The organism is Desulfocurvus thunnarius (genome assembly GCF_055390965.1).
In genome coordinates this window covers 1950384-1975463 of record NZ_AP042411.1, presented here as the reverse complement: position 1 = coordinate 1975463, position 25080 = coordinate 1950384, and the positions used below count along the sequence as shown (strand labels likewise).

20 protein-coding genes are annotated in these 25080 nt (G+C 68.7%); 14 read left to right on the top strand and 6 right to left on the bottom strand.

From position 1 onward, the window contains the following. Window positions 1–6: 6 nt before the first annotated feature. From ACZ5KV_RS08555 to era, 6 genes are all read right to left on the bottom strand, one after another. Window positions 7–738 carry an OmpA/MotB family protein gene (locus ACZ5KV_RS08555; protein ID WP_464238884.1) on the bottom strand — a complete coding sequence of 244 codons (732 nt, stop codon included), beginning with the start codon at window positions 736–738 and terminating at the stop codon, window positions 7–9. A gap of 3 nt (window positions 739–741) precedes the next feature. Then, window positions 742–1590 carry an OmpA/MotB family protein gene (locus ACZ5KV_RS08550; RefSeq protein ID WP_464238883.1) on the bottom strand — a complete coding sequence of 283 codons (849 nt, stop codon included), beginning with the start codon at window positions 1588–1590 and terminating at the stop codon, window positions 742–744. 14 nt (window positions 1591–1604) lie between these two features. Then, window positions 1605–2369: a motility protein A gene (locus ACZ5KV_RS08545; protein ID WP_464238882.1), complete on the bottom strand. Its 765-nt coding sequence runs from the start codon at window positions 2367–2369 to the stop codon at window positions 1605–1607. A 36-nt stretch (window positions 2370–2405) separates the two neighbouring features. Continuing rightward, complete coding sequence (locus ACZ5KV_RS08540; RefSeq protein ID WP_464238881.1) at window positions 2406–3119, bottom strand: YggS family pyridoxal phosphate-dependent enzyme; 714 nt, start codon at window positions 3117–3119, stop codon at window positions 2406–2408. A 250-nt stretch (window positions 3120–3369) separates the two neighbouring features. Then, window positions 3370–4995, bottom strand: coding sequence for an ATP-binding protein (locus ACZ5KV_RS08535; protein WP_464238880.1), 1626 nt, complete (start codon window positions 4993–4995; stop codon window positions 3370–3372). Window positions 4996–5023: 28 nt separating this feature from the next. Beyond that, a complete protein-coding gene (gene era / locus ACZ5KV_RS08530; protein WP_464238879.1) occupies window positions 5024–5944 on the bottom strand; it encodes a GTPase Era in 921 nt (306 codons plus the stop codon). A 187-nt stretch (window positions 5945–6131) separates the two neighbouring features. Between era and topA the strand changes: the two genes are divergently transcribed. The 14 genes from topA (at window position 6132) to ACZ5KV_RS08460 (ending at window position 25073) form a co-directional block, all read left to right on the top strand. Continuing rightward, window positions 6132–8381, top strand: coding sequence for a type I DNA topoisomerase (gene topA, locus ACZ5KV_RS08525; RefSeq protein ID WP_464238878.1), 2250 nt, complete (start codon window positions 6132–6134; stop codon window positions 8379–8381). 27 nt (window positions 8382–8408) lie between these two features. Then, window positions 8409–9173 (top strand): hypothetical protein, encoded by a 765-nt coding sequence (locus tag ACZ5KV_RS08520; RefSeq protein ID WP_464238877.1) that lies wholly within the window; start codon window positions 8409–8411, stop codon window positions 9171–9173. Between the two features lie 125 nt (window positions 9174–9298). Then, entirely contained in the window at window positions 9299–11164 is a 1866-nt protein-coding gene (locus ACZ5KV_RS08515; protein WP_464238876.1) for a triose-phosphate isomerase, read from the top strand. A gap of 114 nt (window positions 11165–11278) precedes the next feature. After that, the gene (locus ACZ5KV_RS08510; RefSeq protein WP_464238875.1) at window positions 11279–12418 is read left to right on the top strand and encodes an amidohydrolase family protein; all 1140 of its coding nucleotides are present in this window, start codon (window positions 11279–11281) and stop codon (window positions 12416–12418) included. Window positions 12419–12589: 171 nt separating this feature from the next. Beyond that, on the top strand, window positions 12590–13516 hold the full coding sequence (locus ACZ5KV_RS08505; RefSeq protein ID WP_464238874.1) for an aspartate carbamoyltransferase catalytic subunit: 927 nt from the start codon (window positions 12590–12592) through the stop codon (window positions 13514–13516). 11 nt (window positions 13517–13527) lie between these two features. Beyond that, on the top strand, window positions 13528–14796 hold the full coding sequence (locus ACZ5KV_RS08500; RefSeq protein WP_464238873.1) for a dihydroorotase: 1269 nt from the start codon (window positions 13528–13530) through the stop codon (window positions 14794–14796). A 66-nt stretch (window positions 14797–14862) separates the two neighbouring features. Then, on the top strand, window positions 14863–16188 hold the full coding sequence (locus ACZ5KV_RS08495) for an HD domain-containing protein (RefSeq protein WP_464238872.1): 1326 nt from the start codon (window positions 14863–14865) through the stop codon (window positions 16186–16188). Between the two features lie 84 nt (window positions 16189–16272). Further along, entirely contained in the window at window positions 16273–17346 is a 1074-nt protein-coding gene (rlmN, locus tag ACZ5KV_RS08490; RefSeq protein WP_464238871.1) for a dual-specificity RNA methyltransferase RlmN, read from the top strand. Next, on the top strand, window positions 17343–17729 hold the full coding sequence (gene hisI, locus ACZ5KV_RS08485) for a phosphoribosyl-AMP cyclohydrolase (protein ID WP_464238870.1): 387 nt from the start codon (window positions 17343–17345) through the stop codon (window positions 17727–17729). The genes rlmN and hisI overlap by 4 nt, the downstream gene beginning before the upstream one ends. Next, a complete protein-coding gene (hisG, locus tag ACZ5KV_RS08480; protein WP_464238869.1) occupies window positions 17729–18622 on the top strand; it encodes an ATP phosphoribosyltransferase in 894 nt (297 codons plus the stop codon). Before hisI ends, hisG begins: the two co-directional genes overlap by 1 nt. Window positions 18623–19165: 543 nt before the next feature. After that, window positions 19166–22384 carry a UvrD-helicase domain-containing protein gene (locus tag ACZ5KV_RS08475; RefSeq protein ID WP_464238868.1) on the top strand — a complete coding sequence of 1073 codons (3219 nt, stop codon included), beginning with the start codon at window positions 19166–19168 and terminating at the stop codon, window positions 22382–22384. Between the two features lie 352 nt (window positions 22385–22736). Beyond that, the gene (cbiR, locus tag ACZ5KV_RS08470; RefSeq protein ID WP_464238867.1) at window positions 22737–23516 is read left to right on the top strand and encodes a cobamide remodeling phosphodiesterase CbiR; all 780 of its coding nucleotides are present in this window, start codon (window positions 22737–22739) and stop codon (window positions 23514–23516) included. Next, window positions 23498–24019 (top strand): bifunctional adenosylcobinamide kinase/adenosylcobinamide-phosphate guanylyltransferase, encoded by a 522-nt coding sequence (locus ACZ5KV_RS08465; protein ID WP_464238866.1) that lies wholly within the window; start codon window positions 23498–23500, stop codon window positions 24017–24019. Before cbiR ends, ACZ5KV_RS08465 begins: the two co-directional genes overlap by 19 nt. A gap of 10 nt (window positions 24020–24029) precedes the next feature. Further along, window positions 24030–25073 (top strand): DHH family phosphoesterase, encoded by a 1044-nt coding sequence (locus ACZ5KV_RS08460; RefSeq protein WP_464238865.1) that lies wholly within the window; start codon window positions 24030–24032, stop codon window positions 25071–25073. Window positions 25074–25080 lie beyond the last annotated feature (7 nt).

Below are 25080 nucleotides of genomic sequence, written 5' to 3'. Positions count from 1 at the left end.
CCCCGGCTACTGGACGTAGGCGCCGAGCCAGGGCGTCGTCTTGAGCAGGATTTCGACCCTGCGGTTCTGGGCCCGGCCCGCCTCGGTGGCGTTGTCGGCGATGGGCCAAGCCGGGCCGTAGCCCGCCACGGAGAAGCGCTCCGGCGGCAACCCGTGGGACAGAAAATACTCCAACACCGACAAGGCCCGCTCGCCGGACAGGACGTAGTTGGCCTCGCCGTCGCCGCCCACGTCGTCGGTGTAGCCCGCCACGTTCACCGGCGCGGGCATGAACAGCAGCACCTCGACCACCGGCGCGAGCAGCCTGCGCGCCGTCTCGGTAAGCTGCGAGCCGCCCGGAGGGAACAGCAGCGCGTCGGTAAGCACCAGGGCCACGCCCTCGGGCCGGGCCAGCACTTGCAGGTTCTGCTCCAAAGTGCTGCGGCTGATCTCCGGGGGCAATTCGTCGTCGGGAAAGAGCAGGTCCTTGATGCGCTTTTGCTTCTCCAGCACTTCCCAGGGCTTGTCCAGAGCCTCGATGACCAGCTTGACCCGCTGGGGGATGCGGCCCGCGCTGCGGTTCGTCAGAAATCCGACATCATCCGCGAAGAAGGTGATCCGCGTCAGCACGCTGCGGTCCATGGACGACATACTGAGCAGCAGCACGAAAAACGTCAACAACAGGGTCACCAGGTCGCCGAAGGTGACCAGCCAGCCGTCTCCGGCGGGAGCGGGGCTGGATTTGCGCTTGCGGGCCATGGCCTAGGGCCCCCCGGGCGCGGCGGGCGCGGCGGGTGCCCCGCGATTCTCGAAGCGGAAGATGAAGTCCTTGTACTCGAAAACCCCGTCGGACCCGGGCTGGCGCAACAGGCCCATGTGGTCCTGCCACTGGACGTTGCGCTTGTCCATGATGATGTCCACCCGGCGGTTCTTGCGCCGCCCTTCGGCGGTAAGGTTCGTGTTGCGGGGATGGAAGCGCCCGAAGGCCTCCACGCGCAGCAGCTCCGGGTCCATGCCCGCCGCGGTCAAAAAGCGGTAGACCGTCATCACCCGCAGGAAGGACAGCCGCCAGGACATGTCCATGGTCTGGCCCAGGTCCTCCACGCGGAAGGACTCCTCCTCCTCGTCGCGCAGGGTCGAGGAGTGCCCGGCCAGCAGCAGCGGCACGCGCACCTGAAGGAACACCGGCAGGGCCGCCTCCAGAATCTGCCGCCCCCGGGGCCGCAGCGTCGCGCCTCCGGGCTCGAAAAGCACGTCGTCGGGGATGGAGAAGACCTGCACGAACTTGCTGGAGGCGAAATCCAGGTCGTCCCCGATGTCCTCCCAGACCATCTCGCGCAGGGGTTCGAGGTCGTTGATGCTGTCCATCTCCATGGGCCCGGGCTCCACGGAGGTCCGCCGGTCGCGCTGGGAGAGCACGTCGTGCCCCTGGCGGCCCACGCCGAAGGTGCCGATGATCGACCCCAGGACCACGAGCTTGCGCCGCTCGTCGAGCACCGCCATGCTCACCAGAAGGACGAAGAAGGTCAGCATGAGGGTCATCATGTCCGAAAAAGTGATCAGCCAGCCGGGCTGCCCCTGGGGTTTTTCCTGCTTCTCCTTGCGGGCCATGGGTCGCTCCGGGGTTAGACCGGCTCCTGCTTGCGCGTCTTGGGCGGCAGGAAGCTGGACAGCTTCTCCTCGATGATGCGCGGGTTCTCGCCCTTGGAGATGGACAGGATGCCCAGCAGGATCATCTCCTTGAGCAGCACCTCCTCCTTGCTCCTGGCCTTGAGCTTGCCCGCCATGGGGTTGAAGACCAGGTTGGCCAGCAGCGCGCCGTAGAACGTGGTGATCAGCGCCACGGCCATGGCCGGGCCGATGGTCGAGGGGTCGCTCATGGTCTGGAGCATCTGCACCAGGCCGATGACGGTGCCGATCATACCCATGGCCGGGGCGTAGGTGCCCAGGGTGATCAGCAGTTCGGCGCCGACTTCGTGGCGCTCCTCCAGGTATTGGATCTCGGTTTCAAGGACCTCCTGGATGGTCTGGGGCTCCAGGCCGTCCACGGTGAGCTGCAGGCCCTTGCGCAGATAGAAATCGTTGATCTCCTTGATGATCGGCTCCAGGGACAGGATGCCCTCGCGCCGGGCGCGGTTGGCGTAGTCCATGAACTTCTCGATGATCTCGGCGGGGCTCTCCAGGGAGGAGAAGAACGTGTGCCGGGTCACGGCGATGACCGTGAGCATCTTGGGCAGGGGGAAGGTGACCATGGTGGCGCCGATGGTGCCGCCGAAGACGATGAGCATGGACGGCACGTCGATGAAGATGAGCGGCGTGCCGCCGGTGATGATGGCCGCGGCCACCAGGCCGAAGGAGATGACCAGCCCGATTACGGTTGCGAGATCCATGAAGCCCTCTGGCCTGCCCGGCCCCTTGCGGTTTGCCTACTTTCGCGGTCGCGCGCCGAAAATGCGCGTGCCCACCCGGACCACCGTGGCCCCCTCCAGGATCGCCTGGCGGAAATCGTCCGTCATGCCCATGGACAAGATGGGCAGACTGCGGCCCAGGCGCCGCTCCAGGCCGTCGCGCAGGGCGCGCAGCCGGGCGAACAGCGGCCGCCGGGCCTCGGGGTCCAGATCAAAGGGCGGGAGGGCCATGAGCCCGGTCAGGCGCATGGTCTCCAGGCCGGCCAGCGCATCGGCCAGCCCGGGAAGTTCGGCTTCGGCAACACCTGCTTTCTGACTCTCCCGCGCCAGATTGACCTCTATGAGCACGTCCTGTACCGGGGCGCAGACTGCCGCGATGCGGTCATGCAATGTCCGGGCCAGCTTTTCGGAATCGATGGTGTGCACCAGCACGAACCGCCCCGGGAGGAACTTGGCCTTGTTGCTTTGCAGCCCGCCGGTGAAATGCCAGCGCAGGCCCAGATCGGCCAGTTCGTCCTGCTTGGCCAGGGCCTCCTGCACGTAATTCTCGCCGAAATCGCGCTGCCCGGCCAGGGCCGCCGCGCGCACGGCCGCCGCCGGGTGCCACTTGGACACCGCCACCAGGGTCACGTCCTCGGGGCGCCGCCCCGACTCGCGCGCCGCCGCGCCGATCTCCTCGCGCAGTTCACCCAGCCGCCGGGCGATGCCCGCTTGCATGTCGTCGTCGTACATTGTCGTTTCCTTGCGTCGGTCCTGGTGAGGCATCATCCCGACATCTCTCTTATCGCCCGAACTTCACCAGGGAATATCCGTAAACCCGCCATGAATTACCGGACTGCCTTTGTGAGGGTAATTATTATCCCTCTGGGCCGGTAATTATTATTCCAGTAATACACGCGGTTATATAATTTTTTTGCCTAGGAATTACCCTCCTTTTGCCCTTTCTTGATTAGAGCGCGCCCCGTCATGGTGCTCCGGCTTTTCATTCGCCACCGGGGCGCCCGGCAAACCAGCGGGCCCCTTTGGTCTTCCCGGAAACAAAAATCTCCTCGCGCAGCTTGAGAGTGCCCAAGAGTCCCTGGATATACTTGGGCGACTGTGCGGGCAGCACCTGCTGCAACTCGGCAAGCGTTGTCCCCCGGTCACGGCAGGCGCGCACATGCTTGAGCACCAGGGCAAGGTTCGTCTCCCGGTCCAGGCCGACCCGCCGCGTGTGTGCCCCCGGGCGCCCTTGCAGGATATAGTACTTCCTGGCCAGGATGAAACGCTTGCCCACACGCTCGACCACTCCCTTGCGGACCAGCCGGGCCGCAGCATCCCGAAAACCGGGAGGCATTTCCACATCCCTGCTGATATAATGCAAGGCCGCCATTTCCGTAGCCCCGAACTGCGCCGCATCGCGCTCGCCGACCTGTTCCAGAAACCGAAGCAGCGCTTCATCGACCACGGCGCCATAAAGCGAAAGCGCCACATGCTCTCCGTCCGTCCGCGAATAATCCGGCGGCAGCTTGCCGTCACGGATGGAGGAACGCCACATGCGGTCGATCCCCTGGCCGGAGCGCTCCACCAAGTCGCTCTTCTCCAGCGCTTCGGCAATCCGCCTGTTCCGCCACGACGATTTGAACATCAGGGTTTCCACCGTCAGGCCCTGGGGCAAGCCGCCGGGGCTGTCGATGTCGATCCGGTGGGGATACTGGCGCACGAACACCGATTCCGTCCTCTGGTAATCGCGGTGGCAAACGGCATTGAGCAGCCCTTCGCGGAAGACCTCTTCCCTGAAGGCCGGAATATCCCGGCGCACCAGCCCGACCTGGAAGGCCTGGGTTTCCACACGCAGGCGGACGGTCTCCCACAGCCGGTCCATGAACAACAGCAGGCCTTCGCGGAAGGCAATCCGCTGCTGATGATCTATGGACGCCTCCGAGGAGCGATATTCAAAAATCACTTCCGCATCGGGGAGAAGACGGGACAGGCTCCGGCTCTTGCCCAGCAGGACCAGCGCCGCATTGGTCACCCCGCCATCGACCAGCAGCTCCGCGCTTTCCAGAAGCTGTTCCATGGGCCACGAAGCCACCTCCGCGTCGGAGTCGTCGCCGACCCACAGCTCCCGGAACCGCTGAACCGCCTGCGGGTCGAGGTCATCGAGACCGGCTTCGGGGCAAATTCGGGCGGAGTAGTCACCGTCCGTCTCACGGAAAATGTCCCGCAGCCGCTCCGGCCCCATACCCACCAAGCTGCTCCCCCGGCGGCACCAGAACGCACTGTCGTAGCTCCTGACACTCCCGGCGGGACGCCCAGGGATGGACAAGACAAGGACGCGCCGTCCCTGCGGATCGCATTCCTCCCGAACCTGCACCTCAAACCGCAGCGCGTTGTAAATGGCGTTGCGCAGTTCGTCGAGGTCGCCAAAGGCGCGGGTGCCGACAATCTGGCGCGGCAGTCGGTCGGTGACGCCCAGGACAAGATGCCCCCCGCCCTCGTTGGCCAAGGCCACGCAGTACTTGAAAAGCTGATGCTTCTCGAAGCCGCGCTTGGCCTCCTTGAACTCGATCCGCTCAGATTCCCGGCAATCCAGCATCCGGGCCAGGGCAGGGCTGATTTCCGTCATGCGCTCTCCACTCCGGGGCCTCGTTCCCCTACTCCCCCAGCCCCAGGCCGCGCAGGAAGTGCGGGTCCTCGGTCCAGTCGCGGCGGACCTTGACCCACAACTCCAGGTGGACCTTGCCGCCCACCAGGGCCTTGAGTTCCTGGCGCGCGGCCTGGCCCACGGCCTTGAGGGTCAGCCCGCCCTTGCCGATGACCATGGCCTTGTGGCTGTCGCGCCCGACCCAGATCAGCCCGCCGATGCGCGTCAGGCCGTCGATCTCCTCCCACTGCTCGATTTCCACGGCCACGGAGTACGGCAGCTCCTGGCGCAGGGCCAGGAACAACTGCTCGCGGATGGCCTCGGCGGCCAGGAAACGCAGCGGCAGGGTGGAGAGCTGGTCTTCGGGGAACAGGGCCTCGCCCTCGGGCAGCACGGCGCGCACGGCGTCCAGCAGCTCGGGCACGCCCTGGCCCGCGGCGGCGGACACCGGAAACAGCTCCGCCCGGGGCCACAGCTCGCCCAGGGCCCGCAGCACGGGCAAAAGCGCCGCCTTGTCGCGTACCAGATCGGTCTTGTTCACGGCCACGAACAGCGGCTGGGCCAGGCGGCGCACGCCCTCCACCAGGGGCGCCAGTTCCTTGTCCAGCAGGGCCGGTTTCCTGGCGTACAGGTCCGCATCGGCCAGAACCACCACCGCGTCGGCCCGCTCCACGGCCTGCCAGGCCGCGAGGTTCAAAAAGCGGTTCATGCGGCCCTTCATGCGGTGCACGCCCGGGGTGTCGAGAAAGACGATCTGGGCCCGGGGCTCGGTGAGGATGCCGGTGATCTGGTTGCGCGTGGTCTGGGGCTTGGGGGTGACGATGGCCACCTTCTGCCCGAGCACGGTGTTCAGCAGGGTGGACTTGCCCGCGTTGGGCGGCCCGAGCAGGGCCACCGTTCCGAACCGGAAGGGGGTTTCGCTTGTGGTCATGGCTGGTTGCAGCTCCCTGGGGGCGGCCCGGCGCGCCCCCGCGCGGGGGCCGGGCCCGGGCCGGTTGACTCCGCGCGGCGATGATATACCCTATACACTTGCGCGCGGGATTGCGAAAGTCCATCAAATCATCTGGAAATGCAAGGCTTGCCTTGAGTCAGGCCTTCGGCTATCGGAACCCACATCTATGAGCAAAAGCCTGATCATCGTCGAGTCCCCGGCCAAGGTGAAGACCATCAAGAAGTTCCTGGGGCGCAATTACGCCGTGGAGGCCTCCGTGGGCCACGTGCGCGACCTGCCGCCCAAGGCCCTCGGCGTGGACGAGGACACCTTCGAGCCCGAGTACCGCATCATCGGCGGCAAGGAAAAGGTCGTGGAGCGGCTGACCAGCGCCGCCGCCAAGGCCGACAACGTCTACCTCGCGCCGGACCCCGACCGCGAGGGCGAGGCCATCGCCTGGCACGTGGCCGAGCTCATCAAGGACAAGAGCAAGGCCATAAGCCGCATCCAGTTCAACGAGATCACCGCCCGGGCCGTGCGCGAGGCCCTGGAGCACCCCCGCGAGCTGAACAAGGACCTGTTCAACTCCCAGCAGGCCCGGCGCGTGCTGGACCGGCTGGTGGGCTACAAGGTCTCGCCGCTGCTGTGGAAGAAGGTCAAGAGCGGCATCTCCGCCGGGCGCGTGCAATCCGTGGCCCTCAAGCTCATCGTGGACCGCGAGAAGGAGCGCCTGGCCTTCGTGCCCGAGGAATACTGGGTGCTGCGCGCCACCCTGGCCGGGCCCGAGCCGCCCGCCTTCGTGGCCGATCTGGCCAAGGTCGGCGGAAAGAAGGCCGAGGTCGGCAACGCCGAGGCCGCCCAGGCCGTGGAGGACGAAGCCCGCAAGGGGCCCTTCACGGTGGCCGAGGTCGCCCAGAAGGAGCGCACCCGCCAGCCCGCCCCGCCCTACATCACCTCCACCCTGCAACAGGACGCCAACCGCCGCCTGGGCTACTCGGCCAAGAAGACCATGGGCGCGGCCCAGCGCCTGTACGAAGGCGTGGAACTTGGCGGCGACCGGGGCCTGACGGCGCTCATCACCTACATGCGCACCGACTCGGTGCGCATCGCCGACGACGCCCGCGACGCGGCCCGCGAGTTCATCGTCGAGCGCTTCGGCGCCGAATTCTACCCGCCCAAGGCCCGGCATTTCAAAACCAAGGCCTCGGCTCAGGACGCCCACGAGGCCATCCGCCCCGTGGATGTGGCCATCACCCCCGAGGACGTGCAGGCCGCCCTGCCCGCCGAGCAGTTCCAGCTCTACAAGCTCATCTGGCGGCGCTTCGTGGCCTCGCAGATGGCCGCCGCCCGCTTCTGGGACACCACGGTGGACATCGCCGCCGGGCAGACCCTGTGGCGCGCCAAGGGCGAGCGGATGCTCTTTCCGGGCTTCCTCAAGGTGCTGGGCGGGCAGGACGACGAGCAGGGCCCGGACAACGAGCTGCCGCGCCTGGAGGCCGGGCAGGAGCTGACCCTGGCCGATTTCTCCAAGGAACAGAAGTTCACCCAGCCCCCGCCGCGCTACAACGAGGCCTCCCTGGTGCGCGAGCTGGAGGAGCGCGGCATCGGCCGCCCCTCGACCTACGCGGCGATCATCTCGACCATCCTGGGCCGCGAGTACGTGGAGCAGGTCAACAAGCGCTTCGCGCCGACGGACCTGGGCGTGGTGGTCAGCGACCTGCTGAGCGAGCATTTCCCCCAGCTCATGGACGTGGGCTTCACGGCGGGCATGGAAGAGGGCCTGGACAAGGTGGCCGACGGCCAGCAGGACTGGATCGGCCTGCTCAAGGACTTCACCGCCGACTTCTACCCCGCCCTGGATCAGGCCCGCAAGGACATGCGCCGGGTCAAGGCCGGGCTGGACACGGGCGTGACCTGCGAGATCTGCGGCAAACCCATGGTCATCAAGTTCGGCCGCGCGGGCACCTTCCTGGCCTGCACGGGCTACCCCGACTGCCGCAACACCAAGAACTTCACGCGCAACGAGGAAGGGCGCATCGAGATCGTGGAGGCCGCGCGGGTGGAGCCCGAGAAGGTCGGGCGCGCCTGCCCCGACTGCGGCGGCGATCTGGTGATCAAAAGCGCGCGCACGGGCAGCCGCTTCATCGCCTGCAACAACTACCCCGACTGCACCTACGCCGAGCCGTTCTCCACGGGCGTGCCCTGCCCGCAGTGCGGCAAGGGCGAGCTGGTGGAGAAGTCCTCGCGCCGGGGCAAGCTGTTCTTCTCGTGCAGCCGCTACCCCGAGTGCGACTACGCCCTGTGGAACAAGCCGGTGCAGATACCCTGCCCGGCATGCGGGTCGCCCATTCTCGAAGAGAAGACCACCAAGGCCCGCGGGCGGCACCTGGGTTGCCCCAACAAGGCCTGCCGCCACACCCAGGACCTGGACGAATAGCCCGCACCGGCGGGGGGCCCAGCACGCATGTCCAAGAAGTGGATCACGGCCAAGCTGCCCGAGTTCGTACGCGACGTGCTGCGCGATTTCTGCCTCGTCAGCCGCGAGCTGGAGTCGGGCTTCCGCCTGCTGGACCGCAGCGGCCACGTGGACTTCGTCCTGCTCTCCCACCTGCTGGGCCAGGAGATGAACAAGGGCCTTTTGTGGCACCTCAAGGACACCGCGCACGTGCTCTTCAAGCACGACGACCGCCCCGGGGCCCGGCGCCTGGGCCAGTTCCTGGACTGGAGCGTGGGCTACATCTTCCACGACGCCATGAAGCTGCGCGAGGACGCCTACCAGCAGCAGAACTACGCGCCCTGGTTCCGCAAGCTGCGCGACCAGGACCGCAACGGGCGCGGCGCGGGCATCGGCGACGACCTCTTCGGCGTGCTCGACCAGACCAACGAGAGCATCCAGCGCGAGGTCAACCGCATCCGTTTCCTGCTGTCCATCTGCCGACGGCTGTTTTGCGAATACCTGCCCCTGCACGCGGACAACGAACTGCTGGCGCGCTTCCTCTTCGCCCAGAACGACCTGGTGCGCGAGGTGTTCGGCGAGGGCTACGCCCGCCTCGTGGGCCGCATCTACGGCCCCCGACCCCAGCGCATGTACGTGCTGGCCGCGCGCAGCCTGCGCCGGGGCGGCTGGGCCGACGAGGCCGCCCGTGCCCTGGACCAGGCCGAAGCCCTGGCGCAGGACTGCATTGAGGTCCGTGAGGAACGCCAGCTCCTGGCCCCCCGGCCCCAGTAGCCGCCCCGCGCGGCGGCCCCGTTCTCCCGCCTTGCCCCCGGGAGCGTTCTGAGAGATGATGGCGTGGCGAGTGCCCCCGCTCCCCGCGCCCGCCCCCCCATGCCCCACGAGGAGGAACCGCCCCCATGCCCTTTTTGCATTTCAACCGCTGGAAAACGCAGTACTCCCTCCAGAATCTGGACAACCCCGAGCTGTACCGCGAGAATTTCCCCTACACCAAGATCGGTCGCGTCAACTTCGACGACAGCTTCCTGGTGCCGCGCCCGGCGGACCCGATGTTCATCACCGACACCACCTTCCGCGACGGCCAGCAGGCCCGCCCGCCCTACACCGTGAAGCAGATCGAAACCATCTTCGACATGCTCCACCGCCTGGGCGGCACCTCGGGGCTCATCCGCCAGAGCGAGTTCTTCCTTTATTCCGAGAAGGACCGCCGCGCCGTGGAACGCTGCATGGAGAAGGGCTACAAGTTCCCCGAGATCACCGGCTGGATCCGCGCCAACGCGGCGGACCTGAAGCTCGTGAAGGACATGGGCCTCAAGGAGACCGGGATGCTGACCTCGGTCTCGGACTACCACGTCTACCTGAAGCTCAAGAAGGACCGCCGCCAGGCCATGGAGGACTATCTGAAGATCGTCTCCACGGCCCTGGAGTGGGGCATCACCCCGCGCTGCCATTTCGAGGACGTGACCCGCGCCGACATCTACGGCTTCTGCATCCCCTTCGCGCGCAAGCTCATGGAGCTGTCCGAGGAAAGCGGCCTGCCGGTGAAGATCCGCCTGTGCGACACCCTGGGCTTCGGCGTGCCCTACCCCGGGGCGGCCCTGCCGCGCTCGGTGGCCAAGATCGTGCGCGCCTTCACCGACGAGGCCGGGGTGCCCGGGCCGTGGCTGGAATGGCACGGGCACAACGACTTCCACAAGGTGCTCGTCAACGCCTCCACGGCCTGGCTCTACGGCTGCTCCGGGGCCAACGGCACCCTGCTCGGCTTCGGCGAGCGCACGGGCAACGCGCCCATCGAGGCGCTGGTCATCGAATACATCTCGCTCACCGGCGAGGACGACGCGGCCCACCCCGAGGTCATCGCCGAAATCGCCGACTACTTCGCCCGCGAGCTGGACTACCGCATCCCGGACAACTACCCCTTCGTGGGCCGCGACTTCAACGCCACCAGCGCGGGCATCCACGTGGACGGGCTGATCAAGAACGAGGAAATCTACAACATCTTCGACACCGGGCGCATCCTGGGCCGCCCGGTGCCCATCATCATCACCGACAAGTCCGGCCGCGCGGGCGTGGCCTACTGGATCAACCAGAGCATGCAACTGCGCGGGGCCGACGCCATCGACAAGCGCCACCCCGCCGTGGGCAAGATCGCCGAGCGCATCAACGAGGCCTACGAAAAGGGCCGCACCACGTCCTTCTCCAACAAGGAGATGAAGATGCTGGTCAAGCGCTACCTGCCCGAGCTGTTCGTGTCCGAGTTCGACCACCTGAAGAAGGTCGCCCACCAACTGGCCGCCAAGATCATCACCAAGCTCTCCCAGGACTGCGAGATCAGGAGCCTGGACTCGGGCAAGGTCGAGCGCTGCATGGACGACTTCCTGGGCGACTACTCCTTCATCCAGTACATCTACCTCATCGACACCACGGGGCATCTGGTGGCCAGCTCCGTCTGCCATCCCGAGGACGAACCCAAGTACAAGACCTTCGACCACCAGACGGACTTCTCGACCCGCGACTGGTTCGTCGAGCCCATGCGCACGGGCAAGATGCACGTCACGGACTTCTACAAGTCGCACTTCACCGGCAAGTTGTGCCTGACCGTGGCCACCCCGGTGGACGACGAGGACCTGAACATCAAGGGCGTGCTCGGCGCGGACATCCGCTTCGAGGAACTGCTCAAGCGCCAGGACGACCTGGAGCTGGACGCCGAGGACGAGGACACCCTGCCGCCCCTGCCTCCGGACGACGACGGGGACGACGAATAGGGCCGGGCAGTCGGCCACCCTGCACCCGGGGCCGGTCGTCGCGACCGGCCCCGGCCGTTTTTCCCCCTCCACCGCCCTCTTCCCCTGGGCGGAATCTTCCGTTACCATACCGCTATGCGCGCCATCCGAGCCCGGGAGATCATCGTCCACCCCCGCCGTCCGCCCGTGGACGACGGGGCCGTGGTTTTCGACGCCGGGCGGGTGGTGGCCTCGGGCGCGGCGCACGACGTGCTGCGCGACTTTTCCGGGCCTGTGGAGGACCTGGGGCCCGTCACCGTGACCCCCGGGCTCATCAACGCCCACGTGCATCTGGAGCTGTCCCACGTGGCCGGGGGCACCGCGCGCGGCCAGGGCTTCACCGCCTGGCTGCGCAGCCTCATCGGCAACTCCCTGGGCAAACTCTCGCAACTGGCCCTGGACAAGGCCATCGCCCAGATGCGCGCCTGCGGCACCGTGGCCGTCATCGATGTCACCTCGCGCAACACGGCCCTGGTGGCCGAGGCGCTGGAAGCCGCGGACATCGGCGGGCTGCTGGCCGTGGAGTTCTTCGGCTTCGCCGACGCCGGAGCCCTGCGCTGGCCCGTGGACCTGGACGCCCTGTCCGCCACGGCCCGCGAACACGTGGCCGCAGCCGGGCACGCCCTGTACTCCACCCACCCCGAGACCCTGCGCGCGGCCAAGGCCTGGTGCGTCCGCCACGGGCGACCCTTCGTCATGCACCTGGCCGAGCATCCCGACGAAACCGAGCAACTGCTCACCGGCAAGGGCGAATTCGCCCGGCTGCTGCGCAAGGCGGGCGTGCTGCCCGAGGACTGGGCCGCCCCCGGCTGCCGCCCCGTGGCCTATGCCGACCGCCTGGGCCTGCTGGACAAGCAGACCATGGCCGTACATTGCGTGCAGCTCGACCAGGGCGACATCGCCACCCTGGCCGCCCGGGGCTGCGCGGTCTGCCTGTGCCCGCGCAGCAACGAGTACATCGCCGTGGGCCGCGCGCCCTGGCGGGCGCTGGACGAGGCCGGGGTGCCGCTGTGCCTGGGCACCGACGGCCTGTCGTCCAACCAGGACCTCAGCCTGTGGAACGAGGCCGCCGCCCTGCTGCGCGCGCCCGGCGGGCCGGGATTTTTCCAGGTTCTGGAGTGGATGACCCTGAACCCCGCGCGGCTGTTGGGCGCCGAGCACCTGTACGGAACACTTGAACCCGGCGCGGTTGCAGGGTACAGCATAGTTCCGGACGGAGCGATCCGTGCGGCGTAAACGGGGGGCCGGAGGCCTTTCCGACTCAAGACGCGCGAGCCGCCCGCCAGAGGCGGCATTTTTTTGGCCGTTGCCCGGGCACTCCGGGCAGGCCGCGCCCGGCACCGGGCCCCACGCCGCCCGCCCCGCGCCCGCCCCGGGCGCCCCACCTTCCAGCAGCGAGGACTGCCCATGCACTGGACCCACAAGGACTTGCTGGATGTCTGCGACCTCTCCACGGGAGACGTGGAGCGGATATTCGAGACGGCGGACTCCTTCATGGAGATCAACCGCCGCCCGGTGAAGAAGGTCCCGACCCTCAAGGGCAGAAGCGTGGTGCTCTTCTTCGCCGAGCCCAGCACGCGCACCAAGACCAGCTTCGACGTGGCCGCCAAGCGCCTCTCGGCGGACAGCTTTTCCCTGGCCAAGTCCGGCTCCAGCCTGAGCAAGGGCGAAAGCCTCAAGGACACGGCCTGGACCCTGCAGGCCATGAACCCCGACGCCATCGTCCTGCGCGACTCGCGCTCGGGCGCGGCGCGCTTCATCGCCGAGCGGCTGGACTGCTCGGTCATCAACGCGGGCGACGGCTGGCACGCCCACCCCACCCAGGCCCTGCTCGACGCCTTCACCCTGCGCCGGGCCTGGGGCGGCGAGTTCTCCGGGCGCACGGTGACCATCCTGGGCGACATCGCCCACAGCCGCGTGGCCCGCTCCAACGTCAACCTGCTGACCCGCCTGGGGGCCGAGGTCCGCGTCTGCGGCCCGCGCACGCTGCTGCCCCCGCGCCTGGACACCTGGCCGGTGACCGTCTGCCACGACCTGGAAAGCGGCGTGGACGGCGCCGACGCCGTGATGTGCCTGCGGCTGCAACTGGAGCGCCAGCAGGACGGCCTGCTGCCCAGCCTGCGCGAATACGCGCGCACCTGGGGCCTGTCGCGCCGCACCCTGCGCAAGGCCAAGGGCGGGGCCAAGGTGCTGCACCCCGGGCCCATCAACCGCGGCGTGGAAATCGCCTCGGACCTGGCCGACGACGCCGACAGCCTGATCCTGGATCAGGTCGCCTCGGGCGTGGCCGTGCGCATGGCCCTGTTGTTCCTGTTCCTGACCCGCAAAGATTGAGGGAGGCCCCCGTGTCCAATCCCGAATTCGTCGTCAAGGGCGCCCGCTGGCGGGGCGAGAGCGTGGACGTGCTTGTGGCCGAAGGCCGCATCCTGGAGCTGCGGCCCACGGGCAACTTCATGTACCCCGGCGCCCAGAAGATTCCCGCCGGGGGCGCGCTGCTGCTGCCCGCCTTCACCGACTGCCACGTGCACCTGCGCGAGCCCGGCTTCGAATACAAGGAAGACATCGCCTCCGGCCTGGGCGCCGCGGCCCAGGGCGGGTTCGCCAACATCATGTGCATGGCCAACACCCGCCCGGTGAACGACGAGGCCGCCGTGACGGAGATGATGCTCGACAAGGCGCGCCGGGCGTGGAAGAACGGCCCGCGCCTGTTCCCCGTGGCCGCCCTGACGCGCGGCCTTGCCGGGGCCGAGCTGGCCGAGCTGGCCGAGCTGCGCCGCGCGGGCTGCGTGGCGGCCTCCAACGACGGGCTGCCCGTGCGCAGCGCCGAAATGTTCCGCCGCGCCGTGGAATACGCCGCCGACGCGGGCATGATCGTCATCGACCACTGCGAGGACCCGGACATGGCCCCCGGCGCGGGGATCAACGAGGGCGAGGTCAGCTCGCGCCTGGGCCTCAAGGGCCAGCCCGCGGCCGCCGAGGCCATGCAGGTCGCCCGCGACATCCTGCTGGCCGAATACCTGGGCCTGCCCATCCACATCGCCCACGTCTCCTGCCGTCAGGCCGTGGAACTGCTGGCCTGGGCCAAGGGCCGGGGCGTGCCCGTCACCGCCGAAACCTGCCCGCACTACCTGCTGCTCACCGACGAGGCCGTGGAACACTACGACACCGCCGCCAAGGTCAGCCCGCCCCTGCGGACCATGGACGACGTGCTGGCCGTGCGCCAGGCCCTGCGCGAGGGCGTCATCGACATCCTGGTCACCGACCACGCGCCCCACGCGGCCCACGAAAAGGAAGTGCCCTTCGCCGAGGCGCCCAACGGCATCTCCGGGCTCGACACCGCCCTGCCCCTGACCATGCGCATGATCGACGAAGGCATCCTGGACATGGACACCGCCCTGCGCGCGTGGTGCCACCGCCCGGCGGAGATTTTCGGCCTGCCCGCCTGCGCCTTCGCGCGCGACGACCCGGCGGACTTCGTGCTCTACGACCCCGGCGCGCCCTGGGAGCTGACCCCCGCGCGCATGAACTCCAAGGGCAAGAACACGCCCTTCATGGGCCAGACCCTGCCCGGGCGCGTCAACGCCCTGTTCGTGGACGGGGTGCGAATCGTTTGACGGACGGCCATCCCTGTCATTATAGTGCACCTCCCCCGAAAAGACGCCGCCAAACCGGAGACGAGCATGAGCGACCCCTATAAAGACGCCATATCCATCTGCAAAACCATCATGCGCAACGGCTACGACGCCTACGTGGTCAACGCCAGGATGCAGCGGCTGGTGCAGGACAAGGACGGACGCATCGAACTGGACATCGCCACGGACATCGACTTCAAGGGGCTCGACCGCCTCTTCCCGACCATCGAACGCTCGGACTCGGCCCTGGCCTTCGCCAAACTGCACGAAGACGGCATCCTCTACCGCTTCTACCCCACGGACATCGAGGACGGCTCGCACCCCGAGGAATGCGTGGCCCGCGTCACGCCCCGGCTGCTGCAAAAGCTCCAGGAGCAGGGCGAGGTTTCGCCCAGCATGGCCTGCCCCTACATCCCCGAAACCGACGCCCACACCCAGGGCTTCGAGGACCTGGACGGCGGCGAGGTGAAATTCTCGGGCATCCCCGACGAAACCCTCAAGCGCGACTACCTGCGCGCCGTGCGCGCCATGCGCTTTGCCGCCAACTACCACCTGCCCATCGAGAACAACACCTGGATGGCCATCCTGCGCGGCGCGCGCCGCGTGCTCGACTACGTGTCCGTGTCGGACATCATGGACGAATGGCGCAAGGTCGAGGCCGAAAACATGGCCGACTTCGTGCGCCTGCTCTCCGATTCCATGATCCTGCACGGGCTGGTGCCCGAGGTGGCCGCCCTGTCGCGCGTCAGCCAGCGCCGCAGCGACACCGAATGGGAAACCGTCTTCGAGCGCACCCTGGCCGTCATGCGCCACTACCCCGAAGAGCTGCCCTTCGACTGGCTGGGCACCCTGTCCTGCCTGTTCCACGACGTGGGCAAGCTCTACACCGCCGAATACTTCGACGGCGAGTGGACCTTTTACCAGCACCACCGCGTGGGCGCCAAGGTCACGCGCAAGATACTGAACCGGCTGCGCTTCTCCCCCGGCGACATCGACCTCATCTGCCACCTGGTGCGCCACCACAGGCGCTTCAGCTACATGCTGACCGACCGGGGCATCCGCCGCTTCAAGGCCCTGGACGAATACCCCCGGCTCATGGAAATCGAACGGGCCAAGGTCAAGGCGCGCGGCGGCAACTACACGGAATTCAACCATAACATGAAAATGCTGGAGCGCACGGACACCCCCGAGGAAATGCTCGAACCGCTGCTGAACGGCAACGAGATCATGGACTTCGCCGGGCTCCAGCCCGGCCCGGCGGTGGGCGTCATCCGCGAGGCCCTGCTCAAGGCCCAGGTGGCCGGGGAGGTGACCTCCATCCCCGACGCCGTGGAATTCGTCATCCGCTACCAGGAGCGCGAGGCCCTGGCCTAGCACGACTCCGCGCGGGCCCGGTCCGCCGCCCCGGAGGCCCTGGCGGCTTCCGGGGCGGCGCGCGCCCCGGGCCCGGGAAACACCATGGTGAACCTCATCGAACTGACCCTGGCCGAACTGGGGGCCCTGCTCGCGGACCTCGGCCAGCCCGCCTACCGGGCCGAGCAGGTCTGGCAATGGCTGTGGCAGAAGCGCTGCCGCGACGTGGCCGAGATGACCAACCTCTCCAAGGAGCTGCGCACCGCCCTGGCCGACCGCGCAACGATCTCCTGGCCCGAGGTGGCCGAGGTCCAGGTCAGCGCCGACACCACGGTCAAACTGCTGCTGCGTCTGGCCGACGGCGCCCTGGTGGAGACCGTGCTCATCCCCGAGCGCACCCACGTGACCCAGTGCCTGTCGTCCCAGGTGGGCTGCCCCATGGCCTGCACCTTCTGCTCCACCGGGCAGATGGGCCTTGTGCGCAACATGACCATGGGCGAAATTTTGGCCCAGATTCTCGTGGCCCAGCAGTATCTGGCCGACCAGGGGCAGGATCCGGACGAACTGAAGAACCTCGTGTTCATGGGCATGGGCGAGCCCCTGCTGAACCTGGACGAACTGATGAAGAGCCTCGCCGCCCTGGGCCACGACAAGGGCCTCAACTTTTCCCCGCGCAGGATCACCGTGTCCACGTGCGGCGTGCCCAAGGGACTGGAGGTGCTCGGAGACAGCGGCCTGGCCATGCTCGCCGTCTCGTTGCATGCGCCGACCCAGGAACTGCGCGCGCGCCTCATGCCCCGAGCCGCGGCCCTGGCGCCCCTGGACGAACTCATGGCCGCCCTGGACCGCTACCCCCTGCGGCCCCGCCAGCGCATCACCTACGAGTACATCATGCTGCGCGGCGTCAACGATCAGCCCGAGCACGCGCGCCAGCTCGTGCGCCTGCTGGGCCAGCGCAAGGCCAAGGTCAACCTCATCGCCTTCAACGCGTCACCGGGGGCGCGGTACGACAGCCCGGAGCGCATGGACATCCTGGCCTTCGAAAAGATGCTGCACATCAAGGGCCTGACCGCGACCATCCGCGGCAGCAAGGGCCAGGACATCGCCGCCGCCTGCGGCCAGCTCAAGGCGGAACACGACCGCCGCACAACCCGTTGCGACAAGGACAACGCACAATGACCAGACCGGATTTCTCCCCTGATTTCAAAAAAATGAACGGGCTCGTGCCCGCCATCGCCCAGGACGCCGACACCGGCGAAGTGCTCATGCTGGCCTACATGAACCAGCAGGCCTGGGACCAGACCCTGGCCACCGGCGAGGCGCACTACTGGTCGCGCAGCCGCCAGGAACTGTGGCACAAGGGCGGCACCAGCGGCCACGTCCAGAAGGTCAAGGCCATCCGCCTGGACTGCGACGACGACACCGTGGTCCTGCTCATCGAACAGGTCGGCGGGGCGGCATGCCACAAGGGCTACCGTTCCTGCTTCTTTCGTGAACTGCGCGACGGTGACGTGAACACCTGCTCGCCCCTGGTCTTCGACCCCAAGGAGGTCTACAAATAATGGCCGCTCCCCAGAACAACGGCACCCTGATCAAATTCGGCATCCCCAAAGGCTCCCTGCAGGACGCCACCATCGCCCTGCTCGCCCGCGCGGGCTGGAAGATCAGCCAGCACCACCGCAACTACTTCCCCGAGATCAACGACCCCGAGCTGCGCTGCTCCATGTGCCGCGCCCAGGAGATGTCGCGCTACGTGGCCAGCGGCACCCTGGACCTGGGCCTGACCGGCAAGGACTGGGTCCTGGAAAACAATTCCGACGTGGTCGTCGTCTCCGACCTGATCTACTCCAAGGTCTCCAACCGCCCGGCGCGCTGGGTGCTGGCCGTGGCCGGCGACTCGCCCTACAAGCGCCCCGAGGACCTGGCGGGCAAGAAAATCGCCACCGAGTTGTGCAACTTCACCCGCAGCTACTTCGCCAGCGCGGGCATCCCCGTGGAGGTCGAATACTCCTGGGGCGCCACCGAGGCCAAGGTCGTCGAAGGGCTGGCCGACGCCATCGTCGAGGTCACCGAGACCGGCACGACCATCAAGGCCCACGGCCTGCGCATCATCGCCGAGCTGATGCAGACCAACACCCAGCTCATCGCCAACAAGGCCGCCTGGAACGACCCGGCCAAGCGCAGGAAGATCGAGCAGATCGACATGCTGCTGCACGGCGCCCTGGACGCCGAGTCCCTGGTGGGCCTGAAGATGAACGTGCCCAAGGACCGCATGAACGATATCCTCGACCACCTGCCCGCCGCCAACTCGCCCACCGTGGCCAACCTCATGGACGACGCCTGGCTGTCCGTGGAAATCGTCGTGGCCTCCTCCACCGTGCGCGACCTGATCCCCGCCCTGCGCGAAAAAGGCGCCGAGGCCATCATCGAATACGCCCTGAACAAGGTCATCTAAGGCGCACGGCCCGGGCGGGAAACCGGGAGAGGGGGGCTCGGAAGGAAGACCGGGAGAGGGGGGAGCGGGGGCCTTTTTCCAGCGCCAAAAGCCCCCCGCTCCCCCCTCTCCCGGACCCACTCCCCCCTCACCCCCAAAATGCGCTCTCGGGGGAAAGGGTCGGGCTGCTCCGGGCGACGGAAACACCACCGCCGGGCGCCCCGGGCAAACCGCCCGGAAGAATCCGCAGCAGCACCAAGCCGCCCACAACATCCGGGCCGGATTCCCTTGCGGGAGTCCGGCCCGGAGTTTTTCTCCGGCCTCGATCCGGGCGTCCCCATCCCCCGCCCTGCCCCGCCCCGGTCGGCTGCGGCGGCGAAGCGCCGCAGCCGATCGGGGCGGCGTGCGGGGTGCAGGGGCCGTTGGCCCCTGCCGGGGGTCCAGGGGGCGGCGCCCCCTGGCGGGCTCTCCTCGGGAAGGGGGCAGCGCCCCGGCGGGCCCTCCGCCCTCCGCCGAACCTTGGGCCTTGCGGGCGGGGGCGGGGGGCCGTATAGTCGCCGGGTCATGGATCTTTTCCGCGCGGATTTACACATCCACTCGCGGTTTTCGCGGGCCACGAGCAAGGCGCTTTCGCTGCGTCTGCTGGCCGCCTGGGCGCGCATCAAGGGCCTAGACGTGCTGGCCACGGGCGATTTCACGCATCCGGGCTGGCGGGCGGAGATCGGCGAGCAGCTTGCGCCCGACGATTCGGGCCTTCTGACGCTCAAGGACACCCGGCGGCTGGAGCGCGAAGTGCCGTTTCTGGACGGCTACCCCCTGCGCGGCCAGACGCGCTTCATGCTCGGCACGGAAATCAGCTCCATCTACAAGCGCGGCGGCAAGACGCGCAAGGTCCACAACCTGGTCTTCATGCCCACGCTGGACATGGCCGACGCCTTCACGCGCAAGCTGGCGCAGGTCGGCAACCTGGAAAGCGACGGGCGGCCGATCCTGGGCCTGGACTCGCACGACCTGCTGGAAATGGTGCTGGAGATGGGCCCGCAGGCGTTCCTGGTGCCCGCGCACATCTGGACGCCGTGGTTCTCGCTGTTCGGCTCCAAGAGCGGCTTCGACACGGTGGAGGAGTGCTACGGCGACCTGGCGGGCGAGATTTTCGCCATGGAGACGGGCCTGTCGTCGGACCCGGAAATGAACTGGATGTGGTCGGCCCTGGACCGCTACCGGATGATTTCCAACTCCGACGCGCATTCGGGGGAGAAGCTGGCCCGCGAGGCCAGCCTGTTCAGCGGCGAGGAGTCCTACGAAGGCATCTACCGGGCCCTGCGCGGCGAGGCGCTGGGCCACAAATTCCTGGGGACGTTGGAGTTTTTCCCGGAGGAAGGCAAATACCACCTGGACGGGCACCGGGCCTGCGGGGTGGTCATGGAGCCGCGCGAGACGGCCTCGCGCGGGGGCGTGTGCCCGGTGTGCGGCAAGCCGCTGACCGTGGGCGTGCTGCACCGGGTCACGGAGCTGGCCGACCGCGAGACGCCGATGCGCCCGCCGGACGCGCCGGGGTTCACGTCGCTGGTGCCCCTGGCGGAGGTGCTGGGCGAGGTGCTGGGCGCCGGGCCGGGCACCAAAAAGGTCCAGGCCTTCTACGGGCGGCTCATCGCGCGCTTCGGCTCCGAACTGGCGGTGTTGCAGGACGTGCCGGTGGAGGAACTGGCCCGCGTGTCCGCGCCGCTGGGCGAGGGCATCGGGCGCATGCGCCGGGGGCAGGTGTTCAAGCGCCCGGGGTTCGACGGCGAATACGGCGTCATCAGCGTGTTCTCGCCCCAGGAACAGGCCGAGCTGAAGCACGGCAAGGCGCTGTTCAAGCTGCCGGGGACGCGCGGCCCGGCGCCGCGCCCGGTGCCCAAGGCTCCGGCGGGGCCCGTGGCGGCAGCGGCCTCCGGCCCCGAGGAGACGGCTGCCGCCGCCCCCGCGCCCGCGGCGCCGCTGCCCCCGCTATCGCTGCTGCTGCGGGCCACGGCCCCGGGGCCGGATTACAACCCCGCCCAGCTCCGGGCCATGGAGGCCGGGCCCGGGCCGGTGCTGGTGCTTGCCGGGCCGGGCACGGGCAAGACGGCCACGCTCATGGGCCGCATCCGCCGCCTGCTGGACGGCGGAGAGACCCCGCGCCACATTCTGGCCCTGACCTTCACGCGCCGCGCGGCGGGCGAGCTGTCGCGCCGCCTGCTGGAGCTTCGCGGCGAGTCCCAGGCCCTGCCGCGCGCCGACACCATGCACGCCCTGGCCTACGAATGCTGGACGCAGAGCTACGGCGAGGCGCCGGTGGTGCTCACCGAAGACGGCGCCCGGCGCGTGTTCGCCGAAGCCAACCCGCAGCTCGACGCGCGCGAGATGCGCACCCTGTGGCGGCGGCTGAACCTGGACCGCGAGCGCATGACCGAGCCCGGGCCGGACCTGGCCGCGGCCGCCCACGCCTACGCCAAGACCAAGGAATCCTGGAACCTCGCGGACTACACGGACCTGCTGCATTTCTGGCTCGAACAGATCGAGGCCGACATCTGGCCCAACCCGTACACCCACGTGCTGGTGGACGAAGTGCAGGACCTTTCGGCGCTGCAACTGGCGCTGGTCAAGGCCCTGGCCTGCACCGGGGGCAAGGGCGTGTTCGCCATCGGCGACCCCAACCAGGGCATCTACGGCTTCCGCGGCGCGGCGGGCGACGCCCTGGAGCGCATGCGCGGCTGGTGGCCGGACCTGGAAGTCGTCGGCCTGGAGGACAACTACCGCTCGGCCCAGGCCGTGCTCGACGCCGCCGGAGCCCTGACGCCCGGCGCTCCGCGCCTGACGGCCCGCAACGACCGCCCCGCCGAGGTCCGCCTGTTCAGCGCACCCACGGCCACCCGCGAGGCGAGCTGGATCGGCGAGCACATCCGCACCCTGCTCGGTGCCACCAGCCACTCCCTGGCCGACGGCGGCGAGGCGGGCGCAGATCTCTCGCCCGGCGACATCGCCGTGCTGGTACGCGTCAAGGCCCTGGTTCCGGTGCTCAAATCGACCCTGACCCGCCTGGGGCTGCCCTGCTCGGTGCCCGAGGCCGAAGCCTTCTGGGTCGAGCCGCGCGTGGCGGCCATTCTCGACGCCGCCGGGCACACCTTCGGCATCATCCCGCCCGGCGCGGGCACCGTGGACGACGCCACCGGCTCCGCCAAGGCCGACGCGCGCCTGGAACTGCCCGAGCGCGTGCTCGTGCGCGGGCCCATGGCCCTGCAAGCCTACCTCCAGGGCAACGCGCCCTTCGACCGCATGTTCTGGCAGAGCCCGGAGTTCCTGCAACTCAAGCGCTCCTTCGCCGAACTCGGCGGCTGGCAGGCGCTGCTGAACTGGGTCCACCTGCAAAGCGAGCTGGACATGGTCCGCGACCGGGCCGAAAAGGTCCAGATCATGACCCTGCACGCGGCCAAGGGCCTGGAGTTCGAGGCCGTGTTCCTGCCCGCCCTGGAAGACGGGCTGCTGCCCCTTGCGGGCACCGGCTTCCTGCTGGGGCAGACCGAAACCAGCCTCGACGACGCCCAGCTCGCCGAGGAGCGCCGCCTGCTCTACGTGGGCCTGACCCGCGCCAAATCGCGGCTCTACCTGAGCCACAGCGCAGCCCGCACCTTGCACGGCCGCGAGCTGCGCCTGCCGCCCTCGCGCTTCCTGGCCGAACTGCCCCCGGACGCCCTGGCCCGCACCCGCCTCGTAGGCCGCACCGTGCAGCAGGCGCACCAGTTGGGGCTGCTGGGCGAGTAGGCGCGGCGCGCATGCGGTAAAGAAATGCCGGGAGAGGGGGGAGCAGGGGGGCTTTTCCAGCGCCAAAGCCCCCCTGCTCCCCCCTCTCCCGGACCCTCTCCCCCTCATCCCCCAAATGCGCTCTCGTGGGGAGCGGCCGGACCGGCACGGCCATGCGCAAGCGCGGGTGCGGGTGCGGTTCCCAAGTGGTTTGGGCACGGACTGTCCGACGCGAGGCTCCGGCCCTGTGCCAGGAAGGGGCCGAAGTGCCTGCGTATGGTGGGGCCGGAGGTCGTCCGGCCCTGAACGAGTGGAGGACGGGCCGGGTTGGGGCAGGGGCCGTTTTTTTTGGGGGATGATTTTGGAGGAAAGCGTGTGGGATGAAGGGCAAAGGCAAGCGTTCCGGCAGGCCGGGGAGCGGCTGACGCGGGCCGGGCGGCCCTGGGCCGCGCCGTCCTTCGTCGTGCCGGGCACGGCGGGGGAGAACTGCCGCTTCCTGGCCGGGCTGGCCCCGGAGGTCGGACTGCTGTTTTTCGAGGCCCGGGCCTGCATGGAGTACGGCACGCGGGACCTGCCCCCGGAGCTGGCGGAGCTGGACCTGCGGTACCACGTGCACCTGCCCCTGGACCTGCCCTGGGAGCGCGGGGTCGCGGCGGTGTGGGCCGTGATCCGCGCGCTGGTGGACAAGGCCGCGTTCCTGAAGCCCTGGGGCTACGTGCTGCACCCGCCGGACACGGCACGGGAGCTGGAAGCCCTGGCCAGCTTGTGGGCCGGGCATGGCCTGGACCCGGCGGCCCTGCTGCTGGAAAACGTGCGCGGCAACGATCTGGGCGCGCTGCTCGCGCCCTCGGCGGCCCTGGGCCTGTCCCTGTGCCTGGACTTGGGCCACCTCATGGCTTACAACCAGCCTATGCCCACCCTGGCGCGCGACTGGGCACGGGTGCGCATGCTGCACCTCTGCGCGCCGGGCCCGGGCGGGCGGCACAGGCCGCTGGACGGGCTGGACGACGCAGGGCGCGCGCTGCTCGCGCGGCTTGTGGCCGAAGCCGGGCCAGACGCGGTGCTGATGCTCGAAATCTTCGACGCGCCCGGGCTGTTCGCCTCGGCGGCGCTGCTGGCGGACTGGATGAAGCAATGGAACGCGGCCCCCTGACCCTGATCCTCGGCGGCGAAAAATCGGGCAAGTCGGACTACGCCCTGCGGCTTTTGGCGCGCGCGCCGGGGCCGGGGCTGTTCGTGGCCACGGGCCGCGCCCTGGACGCGGGCTTCCGCGCGCAGATCCAGGCTCACCGCGCCGGGCGCGGGCCGGAAATCCCCGTGCGCGAGGTCGGCACCGACCTGCCCGAGGCCCTGGCCCAGGCCGCCGGGCGCTGCGGCGCCGTGCTGGTGGACAGCCTGGACTTCTGGCTCTTCGCCTGCCGCGCCGCAGGGGACGAACCCGCGCGCGTGGCCGCCCTGCTGGCCGCCCTGGACGCCATGGGGCCCACGGAGGTCATCGTGGTGTCCTGCGAAATCGGCCTGGGGCCCGTGGCGCCCACGGCCGGGGTCCGGGCCTTCGTGCGCGCCCTGGGGGCCCTGAACCGACAACTGGCGCAGCGCAGCGCCCGGGCCGTGCTCGTGGTGGCCGGGCGCGCCCTGACCCTGCCCGAGGACTAGAGGACTAGACGTGGCCTACTTCCGCACCCTGCCCAGGATCGAAGACCTGCTGGCCCTGTTCAAAAAACAGGACCGCTGGCTCATCGCCATCAACGCCGACCCCGACGCCCTGGCCTCGGCCATGGCCCTCAAGCGGATCATGGTCCACCGCGTGCAGGACGTGGGCATCGCCCACGTCAACGAAATCTCCCGGCCCGACAACCTGGAAATGATCGCCAGCCTGCGCATCCCCACCCGGCGCATGAACCCCAACTACACGGCCCAGTTCGACCGCTTCGCCCTGGTGGACTCCCAGCCCCATCATCATGAGGACTTCCGGAAGCTGCGCTTCTCCATCGTCATCGACCACCACCCCCGCCACGACGAACACCCCGTGGAGGCCGATTTCGTCCACATCCAGCCCGACTACGGCTCCAACTCGACCCTGCTTACGGAATACCTCTACAACCTGGACATCCGGCCCGGAAAATTCCTGGCCACGGCCCTGCAATACGGCATCAAGACCGACACCTCCTCCTTCGAGCGCGCCTTCTGCGAGGCCGACCTGCGGGCCTTCCAGTACCTGAACAAATTCGCGGACTCCCTGCTGCTGCGCAAGATCTACCGCTCGGAGTTCCAGCTCGAATGGCTGCGCTATTTCTGCCAGGCCTATTTCAAGATGCGCGTCATGGGCGACGGGCTGTTCGCCTTCCTGGACCACGTGGAGAGCCCGGACATCCTGGTCCTGCTGGCGGACCTGTTCCTGCGCGTGCAGGGCCGCTCGTGGACGGCCATCTCGGGCATCGTGGACGACAAGGCCGTGGTCATCTTCCGCGGCGACGGCCTGCGCCGCGACATGGGCAAATTCGCCCAGCGCTGCTTTGCCGACGTGGGGTCCGCCGGAGGCCGCGTCAACGCCGCGCGGGCCGAGATTCCCGTTTCCGCCGCCCAGGACGAACCCTCGGTGGAGGCCTTCGTCTGGAAGCGCCTGCACACCAAGCGCAAGCGCCCCGCAAAGGCCGCCCCGGCACCCGCCCCGACCCCGGCGCCCGACGCCCCCGCCCGGAACCAGTAACCCGCCC